Raw genomic sequence first — 20,271 nt, 5'->3', positions numbered from 1 at the left:
ATGATGATTGGTTTTCAATCACTTCAGTTATTCCTCCTTGGTTCAAACCGAATGTTGGTGGATTTGAATTATTGTTTGCTTACATTGAAATGAGAGATCAGTTCTTGGAGTTCCTCTGACATGCTGGTAAGGCGTGTGGAAGAGTCTACCAATGTAATCAAAGATGCTTTTTGCTCATCTACTGATGAGGAGATTTGTTCACTGCTGTCTGCTGTCTTGCTTACGCTTGAAGATAAATCATCTGCTGTAGCGGTCATTTCTTCAGTACCTGCAGAAATTTCTTCCGTAGCGCTTGAAACTTCCTGAATCTGATTCGAAACTTTTTTCGCTGCTTCGAGGATATCTTCGAACAATTGTCCCGTTTGATCGGCTACACTGAGCCCTGTATCTACTTCGGATGTACCTTGCTCCATGGCACGAACCGCTTGTTTAATTCCAGCCTGAATCTCCTGGATCAATACGCCAACCTGACTGGTCGCTTGTTCAGACTGCTCGGCAAGTTTACGTACTTCACCTGCGACAACTGCAAATCCTCTTCCTTCCTCACCGACACGTGCTGCTTCGATGGATGCATTGAGGGCAAGCAAGTTGGTCTGGCTGGAGATTCCAGAGATGATATTGAGAATATCGCCGATTTCCTGTGAACGACTCTCCAGGACCTCAATGGCAGAAGCGGTATTCTTAACCGATTCCGTAATCAGATTCATTTGTTCGGACACTTGACGGACAACGCTGTTCCCTTGTTGTGAGCGGCGTTCCATTTCATATGCTTCATCCGCTACACTTGCGGAGCTGCTGGCAATCGTCTGAATCACGGTAGCCATCTCGGACATGGCACGTGCACTATCCCGGGTTGCCTGCTCCTGTGAACGAATGTTGGAAGTGATTTGTGTAACATTGTTATTAATGGAATCCGCGTTCTCGCTGTTTCTTTCGGAAACTTCATATAGTTCTTTGGCAGACTGATTTACTTCTTGAGATGTGATTTGCACTTTAACGATCGTATCGTTGATTTTGCGAACCATGGTGTTGAACTTCTCGTTAACCAGTCCCAGATCGTCCTTGCCTGTTGGAATGTTGACATTCAAATTACCCCGACTTACGTCATCAATTCCTTTAATCAAGTGACGGATAGGGGAAAGTGTGTTTTTAACCACAAGGTATTGGATAATCAGGAATAATAGCAAGAAGGCTACCAGGATAATGATTCCGTTCTTGAGCAATGAGTTCAGTCCTGCGGGTACGGCTGATGCATCTGCATCAACGGCGAAATAAGAGAAAATCTTGCCGTTGCTATCTTTAATTGGATAAGCAATGGTTGTCCAGGTTCCAAAATCATCGGAATAGAACGTTGTAAACGTTGGGCGATCCGTATTGAGCATTTCTTTCAGCGCATTGGCTACAACGACGGGCTGCTCATACATGTCACCGATATTTACGCTCTCACTTTGAAAAGCCTCTCTCAGGTTGGTCGGCATCGCTACAAGTGACGTTAATCTATTGTTGTCGCCACCGAGCTCAACACCGAAGATGTAGGCTTGTGCAATGTTAGGATAATATTCTTGCATTTCATCGAAATACGCTCGTAATTTCGTTTGTGTTGCTCCATCATAGCTGCCTTCCGCAATAGCAGCTTGTACTTCGGTGGGGTTGATATCTTCAGCCCATTTCTTGGTGATTTGTTCCACCTGTCCATGCAGCTGATCAACAAGAACTGTTTTCTGAAAATAGTAACTGCTTGCAATCAGTGCTACCCCGATGATAATGATATTGGTAAATGAGAGTAACAGATTTTTGGAGAAAAACGACATACTTTTCCAACTTAATGATTTCACAAATTCCACTCCTGATCTTCTTTAAATTAAGAAACTTAAGGTTGCCTTGGTACAGTGAACTAGATCATCTCGTGATCCCCTCCAAAGGAAATTTATGCGACAATGGTCTTGGTTTAACAGTCGCTATCGTAGAGACTTATGTACCGTATGAACCATAGGTGTCTAATTATTAAAACACATCTATAATTAATATGTCGTATAAAATGTCGTCAAATTGAATAGTTCTGTTAAAAATTTTTAAATATTTTACGTATTTATGGACATATCAGACGAAATATAGGTATTTAGAACTGTTTATTTTAAAATTTCCCATTTTTTAGCTTCATTCTGTATTCTATAACATGGTGGGTAAAAATACATCCTCAAACATTGGAAAAAAGATTGGTAAAGATGCAACAGAAGGCACGGATATACATCGGAAGCGGTTTTATCTATAATAACTACATATGCATTTCTCAAATTATGAGCAGGCGGGGGTTTATAGATGAATCTTAAACAGATAGCAGCAGAGCGTGCGGCAGAATATGTTGAAGATGGAATGAAGGTTGGATTAGGGACAGGTTCAACAGCTTATTATGCGATCTGCAGAATCGGTGAGCGGGTACGTGATGGATTGAATATTCAAGCGGTGGCCACTTCGGAAGCTTCGGACAAGCTCGCCCGGGAATGGGGTATCCCCATTGTTCCCTTTGACCAGATTGGACGTCTGGATCTGACCATTGATGGCGCAGATGAAGTAGATCCCGAATTTAACCTGATCAAAGGTGGCGGCGGGGCTCTTTTGCGTGAGAAAATCGTGGCTGCTAATAGTGACAAATTGATTATTGTAGCAGATGGCAGCAAAGCCGTACAAAAGTTGGGAAAATTCCCGCTACCGGTTGAGGTGGTTCCGTTTGCTTCAGAGTGGACCTTCCAGGCTCTCGAAAAACTGGGGTGTCACCCACAATGGCGGATGGATGGACAGGAGCGTTATCTGACAGACAACGGAAACCTGATCGCGGATTGCCACATGGAAGTGATCGATCATGCTGCGGACCTTACTGTTCAATTGAACATGCTACCGGGTGTTGTTGATAACGGACTATTTGTGGATATGGCGAGCACAGTCATTCTTGCCCATGCGGACGGTAGTATCGAAGAGCTTCATCGTTCTTAATTTGAAAGAGGGTGCTTCCTATAGGTATAAAAGAACTACCCCTAGTGGATGGTGAACTTGTTCTCCGGTGTGTGGAGAAGAAGGATCTGCGCGAACTCTATGAATTGATTTATAGTGATGACATTCCGGAATGGAAGCAGTGGGATGCACCCTATTATCCTCTCGAACACGAAAGCTATGAAAGTTTTGAACAAGGGATGCTCAAACGTATGAACGTTGATCAAAGCGAGTCCAAACCTGTGTCGATCCGTATCATAGAATTTGACGGACAAATCGTGGGTACGATCAGCTATTATATAGAAGATGAGTTATCCATGTGGCTGGAAATTGGGATTGTGATATACAGATCTGCCCGATGGGGAAGCGGAATTGGTACGCGGTCACTTGTGATGTGGTCAAGTCATTTGTTTGAACATCTACCTCTGGTTCGGGTGGGATTGACCACATGGTCCGGCAATGAACGAATGATGCGTGCGGCTGCAAAAGCCGGGTTGCAGGTGGAAGGGCGAATGCGGAAGTGTCGTATCGTTCGCGGGGAATACTATGATTCAATTCGTATGGGAATGCTTCGCGAGGAGTGGGAGCAGAAGCTTTCGTCTAATGCGAGCGGAAATGTAAACAACTGATGGAGGATTATTGAAATGCTGAACACGGAGGACAACCGGGAACTATCTTTACAATTATTTGTGGTTCTTGTACGGGCCTACAATTCTGTGACCTCACGTTCCAATCGGGACATCCAGAGTCATGGACTGAATACGACAGAATTTGGCGTGCTTGACTTGTTATATCATAAGGGACCACAGGCGTTGCAAAAGATCGGTGAAAAGGTACTGATGTCCAGTGGTAATATTACGTATGTTGTAGATAAGTTACAAAATAAAAATCTGCTGTTTCGTCGGCCATCCAAGGAAGATCGGCGTGTGATTTACGCTGAATTAACCGAGGAAGGAAGACAATTGTTCACAGAGATATTTCCTCAACATCACCAGGTTATCATTGATGCTTTGGAAGGACTGGACCCTTCAGAGAAAGTGGATGCGATACGGATGTTGAAGAAGCTGGGCTTGGCTGCAGAAGGGAAAACTGACTTGCGTTCCTAACGCAGGTCAGTTTTTTTGTGGAGCACGAAAAGTATAGCAGATACTGGCTGAGTAACTTGCATGGTTCTACATAATATAGGAAAATTATTCTATACATTGATAGCGCAAACGCATGCTTATCAAAAGTTCATGTATAATGGAACAGACATATGGAGAGCGGAATGGATGGATAACAGCATTAAAGATCACGTAGATGAACCTATCCCAAACTGCAAGTTAGCTAACGTCGATCTCATTCCCGAGTAGAGGAGGGATGCGTCCATGAGTCATCGAGAAGCAGGAGAACACTTACTCCAACAAGCCAGTAACTTGGCTGATAAAATAACGGAGAAACAGTATCTCAGACAGCCCGATTTACTTGAGAGATTTGGCGAGAATGGAAAAATGCGAACCAAACAGGATTCTGAGTATAGCTTGAACTATTTGGCCGAAAGTGCGCTCGCACAGAGTCCTCAACTCTTTACGCATTATATTGCGTGGCTGAAAGTTCTACTTGAGGGTTACAAGGTATCGGCAGAAGACCTGGCGATTAATCTCAATCTGATTAAAGAGACATTGGAAGAGGAATTTGACCATCCGTCAAAGGCGCTTCTGCTCGATTATCTGGAGATGGGAATATATAGAACAACACAAACGGAGTCACATGCAGGTTACATTAATGAATCCATGCCTTATGGAGAGGCTGCTCAATCGTACTTGCAGTGTTTGCTTGATAATAAACGAAAAGAAGCCTTTGAGATCATTGAAGTTCAGTTAGAAGCCGGGGCGACGATTCGTGATATTTATCGATATATCTTTCAGCCTAGCCAGTACGAAATAGGGCGATTGTGGCAATGCAATCGGATCAGTGTAGGGCAGGAACACTTTTGTACGGCAGCGACCCAGTCATTCATCTCACGTCTCTACTCACGCTGGTTGATGGATAACGGTCAGGATAAAAAGCTGGTTGCCACCTGTGTAGGCAGTGAACAACATGAGATCGGACTACGCATGCTCACAGATGTGTTCGAGATGGAAGGTTGGAATACGTACTATCTGGGAGCGAATGTTCCCAATGGAAGTGTAGTAGAGGCCATAGAGCGCCATCAGGGCGATGTTGTTGCGATTTCAGTTACGATGACGTATCATCTTCATCTGGCCAAAGAGCTCATCCATCTAATACGTCATCATCCGGCAACGGCACATGTGAAGATTATGGTTGGGGGATATCCCTTTAATATTGATCAGGAGCTGTGGAGAACGATAGGAGCTGACGGTTATGCTTCAGGAGCTAATGAAGCAGTTGCCGTCGCAGAACAATTACTGGCTCAGCCAGTTTCATGTGATCATCATGATATGGTTAGGGATTAGGAGAGGGGTGATGTGGTGCCTGATGAGAACGGAGAGATACAGAGGCTGCGCAGAACGATTGAGCAGTTATCGGATCAGATGATCCGTAGCAGAGAGCAGGAGGAACGGACGCTTGCGGAATTCTCGGATATGAATAATGAACTGGTCACACTCCAGCGTCTGCTTGCGAAGAACAATATTAGTCTTGAAGCCGCACGTCAGAAAGCAGTAGATGCAGGTGAATCTAAAAGCGCATTTATTGCAGGAATCAGTCATGATTTTCGTACGCCATTAAATGGAATATTGGGGATGGCTGAGATGCTGCGGCTGTCTCCTTTGTCTGAAGAACAGGAGAATTCTGTTTCTGTTATACAGGATGCTGCCAGACTGCTGCTTAAGCTGATTCAGGATCTTCTGGATTTGTCCAAACTTGAGGCGGGGCAGATGCGACTTGAACTGGGGGATGTGGATCTGCAAGAAACGATACATTATATTGTTCGTTTGCTTGAACCTCAAGTCAGAAAGAACGGCAATCAGTTATCGGTAGACTTTGATTCCAGAATATCAACTCTTCTGGAAGGGGATTCAACGAGAATTACGCAAGTGCTCATCAATCTAATTCAGAATGCAAACAAATTCACATCAGAAGGTACGGTACGGATACGAGTTACCCTTATTAAGGATGATGAGATTACTCAAATGATCCGATTTGAAGTTGAAGACACAGGGATTGGTATCTCGGAAGAAGATCAGAACCAATTATTTCAACCCTATATGCAGACAGAACGAGGCCGTTCGAGCGAGTATGAAGGAACGGGTCTTGGATTATCGATCTGCAGATCGCTCGTAACACTGATGGAAGGTCAGATCGGAGTAGACAGCAAAGAGGGTGAAGGATCAACATTCTGGTTCGAACTTGGGCTTAACAAGAAACAAGGTAACCCGTCCGCTCCCGAGTCCGGCCCACCGTTGTCTGAGCAGATTCAAGCCCAGGCTGTGGGGGATGAAGCTTCTTCCGTATCTGTCTTGTTGGCCGATGATAACGTGATCAACCGGCAGCTTGTTATGTTTCAACTCAAAAAGCTGGGAATCACCCAAGTGGACGCTGTCTTGAATGGGGAGGAAGCAGTAGCTGCTTTTCTCAGCAAAAAATACAGTTTGATTCTAATGGATTATATGATGCCATTAATGGACGGCTTGGAAGCAACACGCAAAATTCGCGCGATAGAAATGGATGAAATGCGTCATGCCACCCCAATCATTGCGATGACAGGTAATGTTATGCAAGGAGAGAAAGACAAGTGTAGGGAAGCCGGAATGAATGACTTCATCGGCAAACCGTTCACGTTGGAGATCCTGAGTACGATGATCCAGAAGTGGCAGCAACCTTCTGAATCGACAGAGGTACTGAATATGAGTATCGTGCATGAGATTGCGGAATTAAACACCGATGGCGATGGCTCACTTCTGGGTATGTTATTGGACATGTATCGTACCGAAACACCTGCCAAGATCGAAGTGCTGCGTAGACATATTGTTTCGGGAGACCATGCAGCTGCAACAGGGGTAGCCCATGATCTGAAATCAGGTAGTTTGAGTCTGGGGATTCGTTATCTATCGACTTTGTTTGCCCAGGTAGAGCAGTTCGCCAAGGAAGGCCAATCGCGTAAAGCAGAACCGTTGCTAGATACTTTGCTGCCTGCTTTTCAAGAAGCATGTGCGGCCCTGCAACGAGTAAGTAAGAATTGAACACATTGTAATTAGGAAAGGAAAGGTAGGTCACGTTCATGTTATTCTACGGACTTGGGGCACTGATTCTGATCGTTCTTGCTCTTCTATGGGCAGGAGGGCTTTATTTTTTCAAAACTGCCATTCGACGTACGCCCAAAACGTTTTTGGTGGATAATCCGAATCTGATGCCTGAACCGGACAATGAAATCATCAGCAGTGCTTCCGATCTGGAGTGGCTTGATGCTCAGCCTACAGAAGAGATATCTATTCAATCGCATGATGGATTAAAACTGTATGGTACATGGCTCGGTTCCAATAGTGGGTCAGATCAGACGGTTATTCTGGCACATGGTTATTCGGGGAGAGGCAGAGAAATGGCTGGATTCGCCCGGTTTTATGCTGAAAAGCACGGCTATAACGTACTCATGCCAGATGATCGAGGTCATGGACAGAGCGAAGGGCATATCATTGGTTTTGGCTGGTTAGATCGGAAGGATTATGTCCAGTGGACCAACTGGGTCCTGGAAAAGGTGGGTACACAAGGGGAAATCCTATTGCACGGCATATCCATGGGAGGAGCAACCGTACTGATGACAGGTGGTGAAGCTCTGCCAAGCCAAGTTAAAGCGATTGTCTCTGATTGCGCGTATACCTCCGTGGAAGAAGAACTGAAGTTCCAATTGAAGCAATTATACAAACTTCCTGCATTTCCGTTCATACCCGTCACAAGTCTGCTCTCCAGATGGAAGGCAGGATACTCTTTCAGGGAGGCATCCGCGCTGAATCAACTTGCCAAAGTCAACGTGCCTGTGCTGTTCATCCACGGTGAAGCTGATACGTTCGTACCAACAGAAATGGTGTACAGGTTATACGAAGCTTGTCCGACCGAGAAAGAATTGCTCACAATTCCCCGGGCGGGCCATGGCACAGCGTTTCAAGTGGATCGCATCCGATATGAGGCAGCACTGGAATCCTTTATGAAAAAGAATCTATCGCCTTCGTGCTTCGTGCCTGTAAGTTCAGAGGCCAAGTAAAGGCGATGACCTTGTGCTTGTAGGCATGCCGATGAATAAAGGGGCTGGGCATTTAATTGATTTTTGTTTGGCAATCTGGGTATTAAGTAGAAGATGCAAAATCATTTTCTAATTGATGGGGGTATCTTGATGGGAAACGAACAATTTGAGGCTGCGCGAAAAGCAGAGGCAGGTTATCATTCCAATTTCTATCAGAATAATGAATTATTCGCCTCTGGTACCTGGATGTCGAGGCCCATGCCTATGGTGATGGATATGCTGGAACGTCTGCTTGTTCACAAGGAGGAACTGCGTGTTCTTGATCTGGGATGCGGAGTCGGGAGACATACGATACCGATTGCACAGCGTCTTGCCCAGACCAACAGTGAAGTCATCGGTGTGGATTTACTCGATGAGGCAGTAGACGGACTTCGCAAGTATGCGAAAGAATATCAGGTTGATCATATCGTGCAGGCAGTGAAAGCAGATGTTGAACACTATGCTATTGAGCCAAACTATTTTGATTATATAGCAGCTTGTTCTTGTCTGGAACATGTCTCGAACAAGCAAGCCTTCATGGAAGCGATAGACCGATTACAGGCCGGAACTCGTACAGGGGGCATTCATTGTATTACGATGAGCACCAATGTGGAGGAGAAAGAAATCAATACAGGCAAGGAGATTGAACCATTAATTGAACTGAACTTGTCGACAGTTGAAGCGATCGCTTTGCTGGAGGATGCCTACAAAGATTGGAATATTCTACTTCAAGAACATGTGACACAGACGATTGAAGAGGAAAAGTATAATGAACCGACACAGTTTCGTTGTGAACTGCTTCGTTTTGCTGTACAAAAGCAATAAACTCTCTGCCGGGATCTGACAATGGACCCGGCACTCTTAATGTGTAGTCTGAAGGGAGATAGGATGAATACATATGTAATAGGGATGGATGGAGGAGGGAGCCATACGCGTGTGGCTGTCGCCGAAGCGATAACTCAAGCCGGGCTCAAGCCGAGTCAGATCGCCTCCATTCAGGCAGGGATGGCAGGCTTGAATCAGCCTGAAGATACAGTTTGGGCTGAGGCATTACTCGCTCGTACGGGGATTACAGGCAGGATCAGTGCAGTAAACGATACGCACATCGCACATACAGCGGCCTTCGACGGTGAGCCAGGCATTGTCGCTATTGGAGGGACGGGCTCTTTAATCCTTGGCAAAACGGAACAGGGAGCTTGGCTACGCAATGATCAGTTCGGACATTACGCGCCGACAGCAGCACGTTTTTTAGCTTACGACACGGTGCATTCCATTCTTGCAGGACGTTATGGGCCGCAGGATCAAGCTTGGATTGAGCAGGTGTTGGCATATTGGAATGTTACCTCAGTCCGAGAGCTCACTGCGCTGGGGGTAGCCGGTTTTGCCGAAAATAAACAGGCGACCAACCGGAAATTTGGTCAGATGGCGTCTATGGTGACGGAAGCTGCTGCTCGCAATATTCCCCTCGCTGTTAGGGTATGTGACTCGGCTGCTGACACGGCCGTTGTGGGCATCTTGATGCTTGCATCTTGTTTTGAACATCCAACAGTGTCCTTGAATCTTACCGGAAGTTGTCTGAGTTCGCCATATATGGTGGAAGCTGTTCAGAAAGGGCTGGATGCTGCCTATCAACCCAATGGAAAAACAATTCAATACATGACTAGCCATCTGCCAGCAGTTGGAGGTGCATTGTTGGATGCATATCATATGGCGGTGATCAAAGTACAAGACGACATCTCGACTGTGCTTCAATCGGAGCTGAATCGGCACACGACTTGAACTTTTAGAGGCTAACGACTACAATACGATAACGGAAACAAGCAAGGTATAGGAGGAATCAAGGTGTTAATTAATTTGAAATCACGCATACAGGAGCCGGAAGTGCAGGAACTGTTGTCCTATTCGGTCTTTCCTGATCCGGATCACTTGAACCGTGCGTTGCAACAATATGTAGAGAAGGACGAACTGCAAATGGCCGGTTACGAAGATGAAGGACAGTTGATCGGTCTGATTGGATATGAGAAGACAGGAACAAGTGAGATTACCATTCATCATATCGCGGTTTTGCCTGAAAACCGCTTCAAAAATTATGGACGCGGTATGATCTCACAACTGTTGGCAACATACAATCCCGATAGACTGATCGCTGAGACCGAACTGGAAGCCGTCGAGTTTTATCGGAATACGGGGTTCGTGGTGTATAGTCTGGGTGAATTATACCCAGGTGTGGAGCGATTCCGTTGTGTGCTTGAAAAAGAGGAAGATACAGAGGAAGAGTAACACAGAGAAATTTTATTACTTTATGAAGTATATGGATCATAATCATTACAGGATGTTGGATTTAGCAATTAGCTGAGTCGGACGTCCTGTTTTTTTTGTTGTTTTTATCATAAAACCAGGAAAAAAGTATTGCTTTAAGAGATTGTTTCATTATAGAATAGTTTCACAAGAGAATAGTTCGCCAAGCGAACTATATAGATTCGGGAAAGGAGAATGAAGAATGAATACACCGGATGCGAAAAGTTTGGTGAACCGCTATTTGGATGCTTCCTTTCTGGTCAATAAGCGGTTCGATACGCGGATACGTGAACAAGTGGGGCAGACCATAACGACCGATCAGTTTTGCGCACTTCGTCTGATTGAAGAGAAACCTTCCTGCACACCCTCTGATCTGGCAGAGCTTCTGTGCATAGGTAAGAGCAGCATTACCGCTTTGGTCAACAAGCTGGTGGAACGCGATCTGGTCCATCGGGCCGGGGATGAACGTGACCGTCGAGTTGTATATCTGACACTGACGGATAACGGACGACAGGTATACAGGGAGACAGAACAGGAAATACAGCAGATTCTGGAGCCGTACCTGGTTCATTTTAAACCGGAAGAGGTTCGAATTTTCATTGAATCTTTTGAGAAGCTTGCAGCTTTGCTAACGCATGAAGGAGGACAGGAGAACGAATGAGAGCGATATTGAAAGCAAGATGGTGGTTAATGGGGCTATGGGTTGCTGTAGCTGCCGTGTTGATGTTTACTGCCCCTAACATGAGTGAACTGATTCGGGAGAAGGGGCAGTTTTCGGTTCCTGAAGGGTACTCATCCACCCAGGCAGCAGCGATCTTGAATGAAGCTGCAGCGCAAAAAGGAGAGCAACAGGGTAGCCAGATCGCGCTTGTGTTTTATAATCCGGATGGTCTGGGTACCACGGGAACACAAGAGGCAGAGCAGGCCATTAAGAACTTGGAGGCCGATAAGGAGAAGCTGGGCATTCTGTCCATTCTGGAACCTTTTTCTCAGCCTGAATTGTCCGAGAAGATGATCTCAGCTGACGGCAAAACGATTCTAACGTCGCTATCCATTGATCAGGGAGATCGCACGGTCAAGGAAATGCGGGAAGACCTGAATGAAGCATTGAAGTCCGTCAATGTGGAGCACTACATAACCGGTAAAGGTCTGATTGACGAGGATACCATTGAAAGTTCCCAAGAGGGGCTCAAGAAATCGGAATATATTACAGTTGTCTTTATTTTACTCATTCTGTTCCTGGTCTTCCGTTCTTTTGTAGCTCCGTTTGTACCACTGCTGACGGTGGGGATCAGTTACATTGTATCGCAACAGATTGTTGCATTCCTCGTGGATGGAGTCGACTTCCCGATATCCACGTTTACACAGATATTTATGGTCGCCGTCATGTTCGGGATTGGTACAGATTACTGTATCCTGTTAATCAGTCGGTTCAAGGAAGAACTGGCTCATCATGAGAATACGTGGGATGCCATCATTGCCACCTATCGTACTGCGGGTAAAACGGTACTCTTCTCGGCTCTTGCCGTGCTGGTTGGATTCATTGCCATCGGCTTTGCCCAGTTTATGTTGTACCGTTCTGCGGTTGCCGTAGCTGTAGGTATTGCTGTGATGATGCTCGCCTTGGTGACCATCGTACCATTCTTCATGGCGGTGCTGGGCAAGAAGCTATTCTGGCCGTCGAAGGGTTCACTTGAGCATGCCGAGAGCAAAATCTATGGTGCCGCTGGTCGCTTCTCGCTGAAACGTCCATGGGCTGCGCTGCTTATCGTTGCAGCTGTCTGTGTGCCTCTTCTGGCAACCTACGATGGTAAACTGTCGTTTAACAGTCTCGATGAGATTGGCGAGAAATATGATTCAGTAAAAGCATTCAACATTATCTCTGACAGCTTCGGTCCGGGTGAATCGCTGCCGGGTCAGATCGTCATTCAGAACGATGAAGAGATGGATAATGCGAAGTATATGGCCGTTGCAGAGAAAATTAGCCGGGAAGTAGAGAAAGTAGCCGGAGTCTCTGGTGTCCGCAGTATGACACGACCTACGGGTGATGAGATTAAAGATTTTGAAGTTACACAGCAAGTGGGAACATTATCTGATGGACTGGGTGAAGGCAAGACGGGGCTGGACAAAATCCGTGATGGTCTGAGTGAAGCCAGCAGTCAGCTAAGTAAAAATGAACCACAGTTAAAAGAAGCTGCTGATGGAGCAGGTGAACTTACCAAAGGAACTACCCAGTTGCAATCGGGTATCACGCAGCTAAGCCAGGGACTTGGGCAGATTGAAAAAGGCATTCGAGATGGTTCTGCAGGTGCAGGGGATCTGAAAGCAGGGCTCCAGCAAGCCAAAACGAGCGCAGATCAACTTGCGCAGGTGAACAATCAGTTACTTGAAGCCTATCGTCAGGCAGGAGCTGGTGTCGCTGCACTGGGGGATGGAACTCGTGAGCTGGAGCAGCAGCTGAACGGGGTTTCAACGGCTCTAACCAGTCTGTCCGAATCCTTCACAGCACTTGAAGAACGTTATCCTGAATTACAGCAGGATGCTGACTACCAGCGTATCAAAGGCACGATAGGTGAAACGGGTTCTGGCACAGCGCAGCTTGCTCAAGGTTTGGGTCAGATTAAGACCAAACTTGGGGAAGCCGCAGCTGGAATTAATCAGGCCAATGAAGGTTTTGCCTCCGCAGCAGCCGGACAAAAAGCACTTGCCGATGGTCTGGGCCAGATTGTAACGGGAATCAGTCAGCTTGAGACAGGTCTGAAACAGGCCGCTGATGGTCAAGGGAAAGTCATTAAGGAGATACCTTCCATTCAGACCGGACTTGGTCAGCTTCAGGGTGGACAGGAGAAAATTCAGCAAGGCTTCTCGGATCTGAGTGGTCAACTGACACAACTGACGGATGGCTTGAATCAAAGTGTCGATGGTATTAAACAGGTATCCGGGGGACTGGATTCAGCTCAGGACTATCTGACACAATTGCAAAATTCACCGGATTCGGATCTGGCAGGCTGGTACGTTCCTGAAGAAGCACTGAGCAACAAAGACTTCACACAGGTATTCGATACGTATCTGTCCCAAGACCGGAAGACGATGACTATCGACGTTATTTTCGCCGAAAATCCATACGGAACAGAAGCCATTGATCGTGTCCCTGACATTGAGGCTGCTGTGCATCGTGCGGTACAAGGCAGTACGCTTGAAAAAGCAGACATCGCCATAGGCGGAGTTACCAGTACGTTTGCAGATCTGCAGGAGATCTCGAATAACGACTATACACGGACTGTAATGCTGATGCTGGCAGGCACATTTATTATTCTGGTTGTGCTGCTCCGCTCGATCATTATGCCGCTGTATCTGATCGTTTCCTTATTACTGGCATATTTCACATCGATGGCGTTAACGGAAGTGATCTTTGTTAATATCCTCGGATTCGCAGGCATCAGCTGGGTTACTCCGTTCTTCGGATTTGTCATGCTGATTGCACTCGGTGTGGATTATAGCATCTTCCTGATGGACCGTTTCAATGAGAACAAAGGCATGAAAGTACAGGATGCCATGTTGTACGCGATGAAGAACATGGGGACCGTTATCCTCTCTGCAGCGGTCATTCTGAGCGGTACATTTGCTGCCATGTATCCATCCGGTGTTCTCTCGATGATGCAGATCGCCACAGTAGTCCTTAGCGGACTGATCTTGTACTCTCTGTTGTTCTTACCATTCTTCGTTCCAGTGATGGTGAAGATGTTTGGCCGGGCCAACTGGTGGCCATTCCCTAACAAGGAACAGGCGGATTCCACTGATTCGGATCGGACTATAGGCATGTAATACATTACGATGGATTAGGCTCTGCCGCGTTATGCCGCAGGGCCTTTTTTCTATTTTTTCACCTCTAAAAGAAAACTACTGCCTTGTGCAAAAGAAAGGTTGATGCCTAAGGACACCATCCCGCGCCTTGTCGTCCCACTCATCATAAGATATAGAGCAGTTCATTATTGTTCAGAGAAATCACAGCAGAGAGGGGCGACGGGATGGTATATCGATATGTGGCTATAGGCGATTCATTAACGGTAGGTACAGGAGCGTTGCTGGGCACCGGCTTTGTTCCTTTATATCGACGAATGGCGGAAATGAATGTTCGTGCGTTTGTATCCATGGAAAATATGGGCGTCAATGGACTGACTTCGGGAGAAATGTTACAGATGATCTCATCGCATCCCCGAGTACGGCAATCGCTGCGTGAAGCGGATATTATTACATTATCCATTGGTGGGAATGATCTGATTCGTACATTTAAAGCAAGTAATGGCATTCCGAATGCCGGCAAAATGACACAGGTGCTTGGAGAAACCCGGGGTAATGTATCCCAGATCATGCGGCACATTCGGCAGTTAAAGGGCAATAGTGAGTATATGGTCCGATCCATCGGATTGTACAACCCGTATCCACAGGCAACGGAAGCTGCATACTGGGTGCGCCAATATAATTCGTTTCTGAATGGAGCCGGATCAGGAAACTATGCGTGTGCTCAGGTCTATGACAGGTTTGAAGGGCGTGAACGTGAGCTGTTATTCTGGGACAAGGTGCACCCTAATGCAAGAGGATATCGTGTCATTGCAGAACAGCTGAATCGGATCGGATATTATCCGTTCTCTTGAACAGAGAAGCATGGATTACGTTGGAACAGAACTAGACCAAGCAGTGGAGTTCCTTTAAGATAAATAGATGACAGTTCCATTTTGTGAGATAAAGGGGTTAATATTTGGTGCAAAACATCGATTCCGGTTCCCTCCATCATTCAGAGCAGCAACGTATATCCGAAGTGTTGGCCTTATATGGTTTCACATCGGACTGGAAAGGTGAGCGTGGAAAAGGTGGAATGAATAATTCTACCTACATGCTCCATGTAGACGGGACTAGTTACGTACTGAGACAATATGAAACACATAATGATTCGATGAAAATCGCCTTTGAACACGAGGTGCTGGAGGCCCTCAAACGTTCGAACTTTAAGCTTGATACGCCTTCACCTGTAAGACGGTTATCTGGTGAGGGAGGTACATTCCTTGCTATCAAAGATAGCCTCACAGGTCACACCAAAATCGTCACTCTGTTTCATTATCGGGAAGGCGTCAATCCGATCTGGCATACGCCAGTTCAATTGTTTGGGCTTGGTCAAGCAGCAGGTGCTCTGTCTTCTGTTATGGCTACGCTGGACATACCCCTTGAACCTGTTTACCCGCCTTATTATCGAATTCAGGATGCGTATCCGCTCTGTTCACCCGAACGATTATTACAGCTATGCACATCGCCGCCAGTGCAATTGGCCGCATGTGCGAATGAACTGAAGCAACTTAGGGTTACACTACCAGATTTGTTTGAAGCACTGCGTGGAATGGAACATCTGCCGCATCAACTGGTTCATGGGGATGTGAATGCTTCTAATGTGTTGGCAGATGAGCAGGGTGAAATCTGTGCCATATTGGATTTTGAATTTGCCACTTGGGATCTGCGGGTAATGGAATTGGCTGTTCCGATGTCTGATCTTCTGACTATGGACAAGAGTGAAGATTGGATGTGGCAAGCACAAGAGGGCTTGATTAAGGGATTTCGGGCACACGTCAGCCTGGAACCAGAAGAGCTGTTAGCGATACCGCGATTGATTCTGCTACGTAGTCTGGATGTGGTCATGCATTTCATCAGTCGCATGTTCGAGATGACAGATGAACCGGAAGTGGCTGTACAGCAGATTGTGAAGCTCAAACAGCGGATCGATTGGATGCGGCTGAATGAAGAACGATTGCGTGAAATATTGGTATATTAAGCGGTTTTCAATGAATAAAGTGCACTGAATTCTGCTACAAGGGCAGAGATCAGTGCACTTTTATTGGTTAGAAGAGTTATATATGAATATTACAGCGTATAGCGGATGACATTACAATCCACGCTTGCGGAACCAACTGCGGACAGCCCAGCGGCGCTCCTGTCGTTTCTTGTATTTGGGCAACGAGCGATAAACGTTTAAGGATTGCTCATAAGCCTGCTTAGCATCTGCATTGTTTCCGAGTGAACGATGTACCGAGCCGAGCAGATAATAAGCTTCACTGGATGAAGAATGAATCTCCTGAAACTGATGCACGTAATTCAGCGCTTTGTCCCGATGTGTTTCTTTGAAGGCTCCAGCAAGGGTTAGATATGGGCGTCCGTACTTGACTCTAGGGTTGATACCAAGGGCTTGCAAAATATGGCGTTCGCCTTTTTCGATATTACCCAAATGCAGCTCAGTCGTCCCCAGTGCCTCCCAATACTCAGCCGATTGTTCGTATGGGCGTTCCAGTTCAAGCAATAAAGCATGTGCCTCACTGTAACGTTTGCGCTCAATCAGCAGGCGAGCCAGCTCCAGCTTGGATGATACTTCATTGGGGCTCATCGCAAGTTGTTGCCGAAGCCGGGAGATGTTACGCATACGCTTGAGGGGTTTCGTGAAGCTTGGGAATACGCCAACGTAACGACGATCCAGGAAATACAATATAACGAGTAAGATCAGAATGGCAATGAACGGATTACCTATAATCCGCCACAGAAGGCCAAAGATAAGAAATTTAATTAGCACAAGGTCAACTCCATTTATGATGTAATCGCGTTTCGTACACTTAAAATATACTTCGATTGATCCAGCGGATTAACCCCTCTCCGTTTGCGAGCATGAGTCACATCCGCAGGACAGTCCTGGTATCCGGCAAACGAAGTCGTGAGTACCCCACGGCCGCCAGTCTCTGAACGCAGCTTCACCGGATAATCCATTGAGGTTGCCAGAGGCATGAGCCCTTCAATAATACAACGTCCACCACCGATGACGGGAGCCTCGAAGGTTGCCCGCATATGTACCAGGTCGCTGAGGGCCTTGCCACCGTATTCCTCCGGGACCGTCAGCCTGAACTGAAGGAGTGGTTCCAACAAGGTGGTACCTGTGCTCGCCAATCCATCCATGATTCCCATCGGTGTGGCTACGACAAAATCAAGCGGGTGGGTATGCCAGACATGATGTTCCCCTTCCACAAGTGTGATGCGCAGATCGGTGACTTCCCAACCGAGCATGCCTTGAGACAAGGCTTCGGGTATCCGTCGTTCGACTTCGTTCTGATAACGTACCAGCAGGTGATCGGCCCTTACGGTTGAGGTATAGATCAGACCGCTTCCACGAGGCAAAGGTTCGATCCTGAAGCGGAGGATGGCCCAGCAGGGCTTTGGCATCGTATAGGCAATGTAACCTTCTCCGGCTGCACGGGGTGTCTCCTTGTAGATAACGGATGGCGGATCGAACACGACATCCAGTCCGAAACGACTCAGTAACAAGCTGGATAAAATCTCAAGCTGAATGGTGCCCATGACCTTGAGATGCAATTCTCGTTCCTCTGGCAACCATTGCAGGTCGAGCAAGGGATCTTCGTCCGTCAACTCCTGCAATGCTGCCACAAGATCGGGGTAACGTGCCGGGTCTTTGCCATGTACTTGCACCGTCAACAACGGCACAGCCATCTGTGGCAGAGGAGGTACACCCTCGGGACTACCAATAATGTCACCCACATGCGTGTCGCTCAGTCCGTAGAGTGCAGCAATCTGTCCTGCGTGAACGGAACCGGTATCCGACCATTTCCGTCCGTCCATGCGGCGAATCTGAGTGACTTTTTCTTCAAGTTCCCGCGTCGAATTATGAATGGTATCCCGATTGTGCAGGCTACCACCATACATGCGGACATAGACTGTGCGTCCCATCGAGCGGTCGCGTTCAATTTTGAACACAACACCAGATACCGGAGAGTCCACAGGCTGTGCAGGTGGAGGCAGAAATGCAAGGACCGCATCCAGCAATGCCGTGACGCCGATTCCTTTGCCAGAAGCACCATAACACACAGGGAACATCTCACCCTGATGCACATGCCGCAGGAACACTTCATTCAGATCTTTTTGAGATAACGGAGTCTCCTGAATGTAAGCTTCCATGACCTCTTCGTCCAGTTCGGCAAGGATCTCGACCAGACCTGGAATGGAAGGGGGGCAATCTGACAGAGCATCTTGATTCGGATTCCAGAGGGAGTCGATGCCATGAAATGAATCTTCATGGATATGGCATGTTTGGATTTCGCATGCGAAAGGGGACAGGGTGGAACGAATCTGCTCCATTACCACTGAGGCAGACGCGCCAATCCGATCCACTTTATTAATATAGATAATGGTAGGGATGCGAAGTGAACGAAGGGCATGCCAGATGGCTTCGCTCTGGGACTGAATTCCCTCCACTGCTGACAGAATCAGAATAGCACCATCCATCACACGCAGCGTTCGCTCTACTTCGGAGCTGAAATCAATATGCCCAGGCGTATCAATAAGGTCAATGATGGTATTCTTCCAGATCAGAGAGGTCATGGCCGCCTGAACGGATATGCCCCGTTCTTTCTCAATGTCCAGCGAGTCTGTGGCTGTTGTTCCGTCATCCACACGTCCGGGACTGCGGACGACACCACTTTCGTATAACATCTGCTCGGTTGTGGTGGTTTTCCCCGCATCTACATGGGCGAAGATGCCGATATTCCTGCGATTCAATTCGTTTAACATGGAATGTTAAGCTCCTCTGACAACGGAACGCAATGTTTCCGACAAGTAATAATACAGATTATCATACCACATCTGCCATATGGAAGAATATGTGGATATATATGAATAGGACCGGACACCTATGTTCCAGGCGGTTTCTATTTTAACGAGAACTGTTCATGGTTCTGCGGTAGGCTGCGGGTGTAGTGCCTGTTAATTTTTTGAATTGACGATAAAAATGGGGCAGGCTGTCAAACCCGCAAGCATCAGCTACGGCGGCCATCGTCTCATCCCCTTGCACCAGATGCTCTTTCGCCATAATGACCCGTCGCGCTAATGCGTAATCCGTCAGAGTCATCCCTGTGTACCTTTTGAAGGCACGACTGAAATGGGCAGGGGATACCGCGGCATACTGGGCCAGTTCATGCAGGGAGAGGCCATTCCGAAGGTTGTCATCAATATGAGAGATCGTGGAAGAGAGCCATGATGGACCCGAAGCGGACTTCCCTGAATTCGCAGGTCCCGCGGCTTCCAGACGTTCCAGAAAAACGAGCAGCAGTTGCAGTCTTAATAGGGCCGCATGGGCGCTCAGATGATGTCCAAGCTGAAATTCTGCCTGAATGTCATCAATAAGCGAGGCCACCTTGATTTGCTCCTCTTCGTTCAGATGTCTCTTATACACCCGTAGTTTGCGACAACGTTCAAACAGGCCCAGTAAGGAAGAAGCAGCGCCTCCGGCGGTTGATGCGAGTAATCCCGGACTGAAGAATATTGCGGAAGATGTGACCGGGTTGCCTGCATCCGGCAAGGCTCGGTGTACCGTGCTACCTGGAATGATAAACAGATCTCCTTCCTGCATATTCTCCAGACCCGTATCAATAAAAATGCTTCCCTGACCTCGATATACATAGATAATTTCATGCCAGTCGTGAAGGTGATCCGGCAATTCGTTCTGGGGGGATTTTGTGTCACTATACACCAGGCGAAAGGGAATACCGGATTCTGCCTGGATAGTTGTACGAACAGGTGAACGCTCCATAGAAGCTCCTTTCCAAACCAACGTCTTCAACGAGATGTTATACCTAGTCATCAGAGAGTATATTTACCGCAATATAAGCAATTTAATTTCCTTTTATTGATGATACAATGAATTTAAAGCGTTTACAATATAAGGG

General features: G+C 46.9%; 17 protein-coding genes. 13 read left to right on the top strand and 4 right to left on the bottom strand.

Going from position 1 to position 20,271, the window contains the following annotated elements; all coding sequences use genetic code 11:
• Positions 1 to 68: 68 nt before the first annotated feature.
• A complete protein-coding gene (locus AC4G47_RS19840) occupies positions 69 to 1,811 on the bottom strand; it encodes a methyl-accepting chemotaxis protein (protein ID WP_491106746.1) in 1,743 nt (580 codons plus the stop codon).
• A 508-nt stretch (positions 1,812 to 2,319) separates the two neighbouring features.
• Between AC4G47_RS19840 and rpiA the strand changes: the two genes are divergently transcribed.
• From rpiA to AC4G47_RS19775, 13 genes are all read left to right on the top strand, one after another.
• Complete coding sequence (gene rpiA / locus AC4G47_RS19835; protein ID WP_458126314.1) at positions 2,320 to 2,991, top strand: ribose-5-phosphate isomerase RpiA; 672 nt, start codon at positions 2,320 to 2,322, stop codon at positions 2,989 to 2,991.
• 44 nt (positions 2,992 to 3,035) lie between these two features.
• Positions 3,036 to 3,617, top strand: coding sequence for a GNAT family N-acetyltransferase (locus tag AC4G47_RS19830; RefSeq protein ID WP_458126315.1), 582 nt, complete (start codon positions 3,036 to 3,038; stop codon positions 3,615 to 3,617).
• 15 nt (positions 3,618 to 3,632) lie between these two features.
• Positions 3,633 to 4,094 carry a MarR family winged helix-turn-helix transcriptional regulator gene (locus AC4G47_RS19825; protein WP_336761151.1) on the top strand — a complete coding sequence of 154 codons (462 nt, stop codon included), beginning with the start codon at positions 3,633 to 3,635 and terminating at the stop codon, positions 4,092 to 4,094.
• 261 nt (positions 4,095 to 4,355) lie between these two features.
• On the top strand, positions 4,356 to 5,444 hold the full coding sequence (locus AC4G47_RS19820; RefSeq protein WP_491102304.1) for a cobalamin B12-binding domain-containing protein: 1,089 nt from the start codon (positions 4,356 to 4,358) through the stop codon (positions 5,442 to 5,444).
• A 12-nt stretch (positions 5,445 to 5,456) separates the two neighbouring features.
• On the top strand, positions 5,457 to 7,172 hold the full coding sequence (locus AC4G47_RS19815; RefSeq protein ID WP_491102303.1) for an ATP-binding protein: 1,716 nt from the start codon (positions 5,457 to 5,459) through the stop codon (positions 7,170 to 7,172).
• Positions 7,173 to 7,210: 38 nt separating this feature from the next.
• On the top strand, positions 7,211 to 8,188 hold the full coding sequence (locus AC4G47_RS19810) for an alpha/beta hydrolase (RefSeq protein WP_491102302.1): 978 nt from the start codon (positions 7,211 to 7,213) through the stop codon (positions 8,186 to 8,188).
• A gap of 129 nt (positions 8,189 to 8,317) precedes the next feature.
• Complete coding sequence (locus tag AC4G47_RS19805) at positions 8,318 to 9,031, top strand: class I SAM-dependent methyltransferase (protein ID WP_491102301.1); 714 nt, start codon at positions 8,318 to 8,320, stop codon at positions 9,029 to 9,031.
• A gap of 63 nt (positions 9,032 to 9,094) precedes the next feature.
• The gene (locus tag AC4G47_RS19800; RefSeq protein ID WP_491102300.1) at positions 9,095 to 9,985 is read left to right on the top strand and encodes a hypothetical protein; all 891 of its coding nucleotides are present in this window, start codon (positions 9,095 to 9,097) and stop codon (positions 9,983 to 9,985) included.
• A 63-nt stretch (positions 9,986 to 10,048) separates the two neighbouring features.
• A complete protein-coding gene (locus AC4G47_RS19795; RefSeq protein WP_458126322.1) occupies positions 10,049 to 10,486 on the top strand; it encodes a GNAT family N-acetyltransferase in 438 nt (145 codons plus the stop codon).
• Positions 10,487 to 10,706: 220 nt separating this feature from the next.
• Entirely contained in the window at positions 10,707 to 11,165 is a 459-nt protein-coding gene (locus AC4G47_RS19790) for a MarR family winged helix-turn-helix transcriptional regulator (RefSeq protein WP_491102299.1), read from the top strand.
• The gene (locus AC4G47_RS19785) at positions 11,162 to 14,329 is read left to right on the top strand and encodes an MMPL family transporter (protein WP_491102298.1); all 3,168 of its coding nucleotides are present in this window, start codon (positions 11,162 to 11,164) and stop codon (positions 14,327 to 14,329) included. The genes AC4G47_RS19790 and AC4G47_RS19785 overlap by 4 nt, the downstream gene beginning before the upstream one ends.
• 203 nt (positions 14,330 to 14,532) lie before the next feature.
• Positions 14,533 to 15,159 (top strand): GDSL-type esterase/lipase family protein, encoded by a 627-nt coding sequence (locus tag AC4G47_RS19780; RefSeq protein WP_491102297.1) that lies wholly within the window; start codon positions 14,533 to 14,535, stop codon positions 15,157 to 15,159.
• A 107-nt stretch (positions 15,160 to 15,266) separates the two neighbouring features.
• Positions 15,267 to 16,325 (top strand): phosphotransferase, encoded by a 1,059-nt coding sequence (locus tag AC4G47_RS19775; protein ID WP_458126326.1) that lies wholly within the window; start codon positions 15,267 to 15,269, stop codon positions 16,323 to 16,325.
• A 111-nt stretch (positions 16,326 to 16,436) separates the two neighbouring features.
• Here the strand turns inward: AC4G47_RS19775 and AC4G47_RS19770 are convergent, their stop codons facing one another.
• The 3 genes from AC4G47_RS19770 to AC4G47_RS19760 all read right to left on the bottom strand — a co-directional run bounded on the left by AC4G47_RS19770 (position 16,437) and on the right by AC4G47_RS19760 (position 20,135).
• Positions 16,437 to 17,114 carry a tetratricopeptide repeat protein gene (locus tag AC4G47_RS19770; protein ID WP_458126327.1) on the bottom strand — a complete coding sequence of 226 codons (678 nt, stop codon included), beginning with the start codon at positions 17,112 to 17,114 and terminating at the stop codon, positions 16,437 to 16,439.
• Positions 17,115 to 17,128: 14 nt separating this feature from the next.
• Positions 17,129 to 19,117 carry a GTP-binding protein gene (locus tag AC4G47_RS19765; RefSeq protein ID WP_491102296.1) on the bottom strand — a complete coding sequence of 663 codons (1,989 nt, stop codon included), beginning with the start codon at positions 19,115 to 19,117 and terminating at the stop codon, positions 17,129 to 17,131.
• 142 nt (positions 19,118 to 19,259) lie between these two features.
• A complete protein-coding gene (locus AC4G47_RS19760; protein ID WP_491102295.1) occupies positions 19,260 to 20,135 on the bottom strand; it encodes a helix-turn-helix domain-containing protein in 876 nt (291 codons plus the stop codon).
• Between the last annotated feature and the right edge of the window lie 136 nt (positions 20,136 to 20,271).

The sequence above is a fragment of the Paenibacillus sp. Negev47 genome (genome assembly GCF_058313655.1).
This window is presented reverse-complemented; position numbering and strand designations above follow the sequence as displayed.

Bases quoted from the DNA above. Each gene is read 5' to 3' on its own strand.
- AC4G47_RS19760 (WP_491102295.1), bottom strand. From the start codon at position 20,135: ATGGAGCGTTCACCTGTTCGTACAACTATCCAGGCAGAATCCGGTATT.
- AC4G47_RS19780 (WP_491102297.1), top strand. From the start codon at position 14,533: ATGGTATATCGATATGTGGCTATAGGCGATTCATTAACGGTAGGTACA.
- AC4G47_RS19840 (WP_491106746.1), bottom strand. From the start codon at position 1,811: ATGTCGTTTTTCTCCAAAAATCTGTTACTCTCATTTACCAATATCATT.
- rpiA (WP_458126314.1), top strand. From the start codon at position 2,320: ATGAATCTTAAACAGATAGCAGCAGAGCGTGCGGCAGAATATGTTGAA.
- AC4G47_RS19785 (WP_491102298.1), top strand. From the start codon at position 11,162: ATGAGAGCGATATTGAAAGCAAGATGGTGGTTAATGGGGCTATGGGTT.
- AC4G47_RS19765 (WP_491102296.1), bottom strand. From the start codon at position 19,117: ATGTTAAACGAATTGAATCGCAGGAATATCGGCATCTTCGCCCATGTA.
- AC4G47_RS19825 (WP_336761151.1), top strand. From the start codon at position 3,633: ATGCTGAACACGGAGGACAACCGGGAACTATCTTTACAATTATTTGTG.
- AC4G47_RS19810 (WP_491102302.1), top strand. From the start codon at position 7,211: ATGTTATTCTACGGACTTGGGGCACTGATTCTGATCGTTCTTGCTCTT.
- AC4G47_RS19790 (WP_491102299.1), top strand. From the start codon at position 10,707: ATGAATACACCGGATGCGAAAAGTTTGGTGAACCGCTATTTGGATGCT.
- AC4G47_RS19820 (WP_491102304.1), top strand. From the start codon at position 4,356: ATGAGTCATCGAGAAGCAGGAGAACACTTACTCCAACAAGCCAGTAAC.
- AC4G47_RS19800 (WP_491102300.1), top strand. From the start codon at position 9,095: ATGAATACATATGTAATAGGGATGGATGGAGGAGGGAGCCATACGCGT.
- AC4G47_RS19805 (WP_491102301.1), top strand. From the start codon at position 8,318: ATGGGAAACGAACAATTTGAGGCTGCGCGAAAAGCAGAGGCAGGTTAT.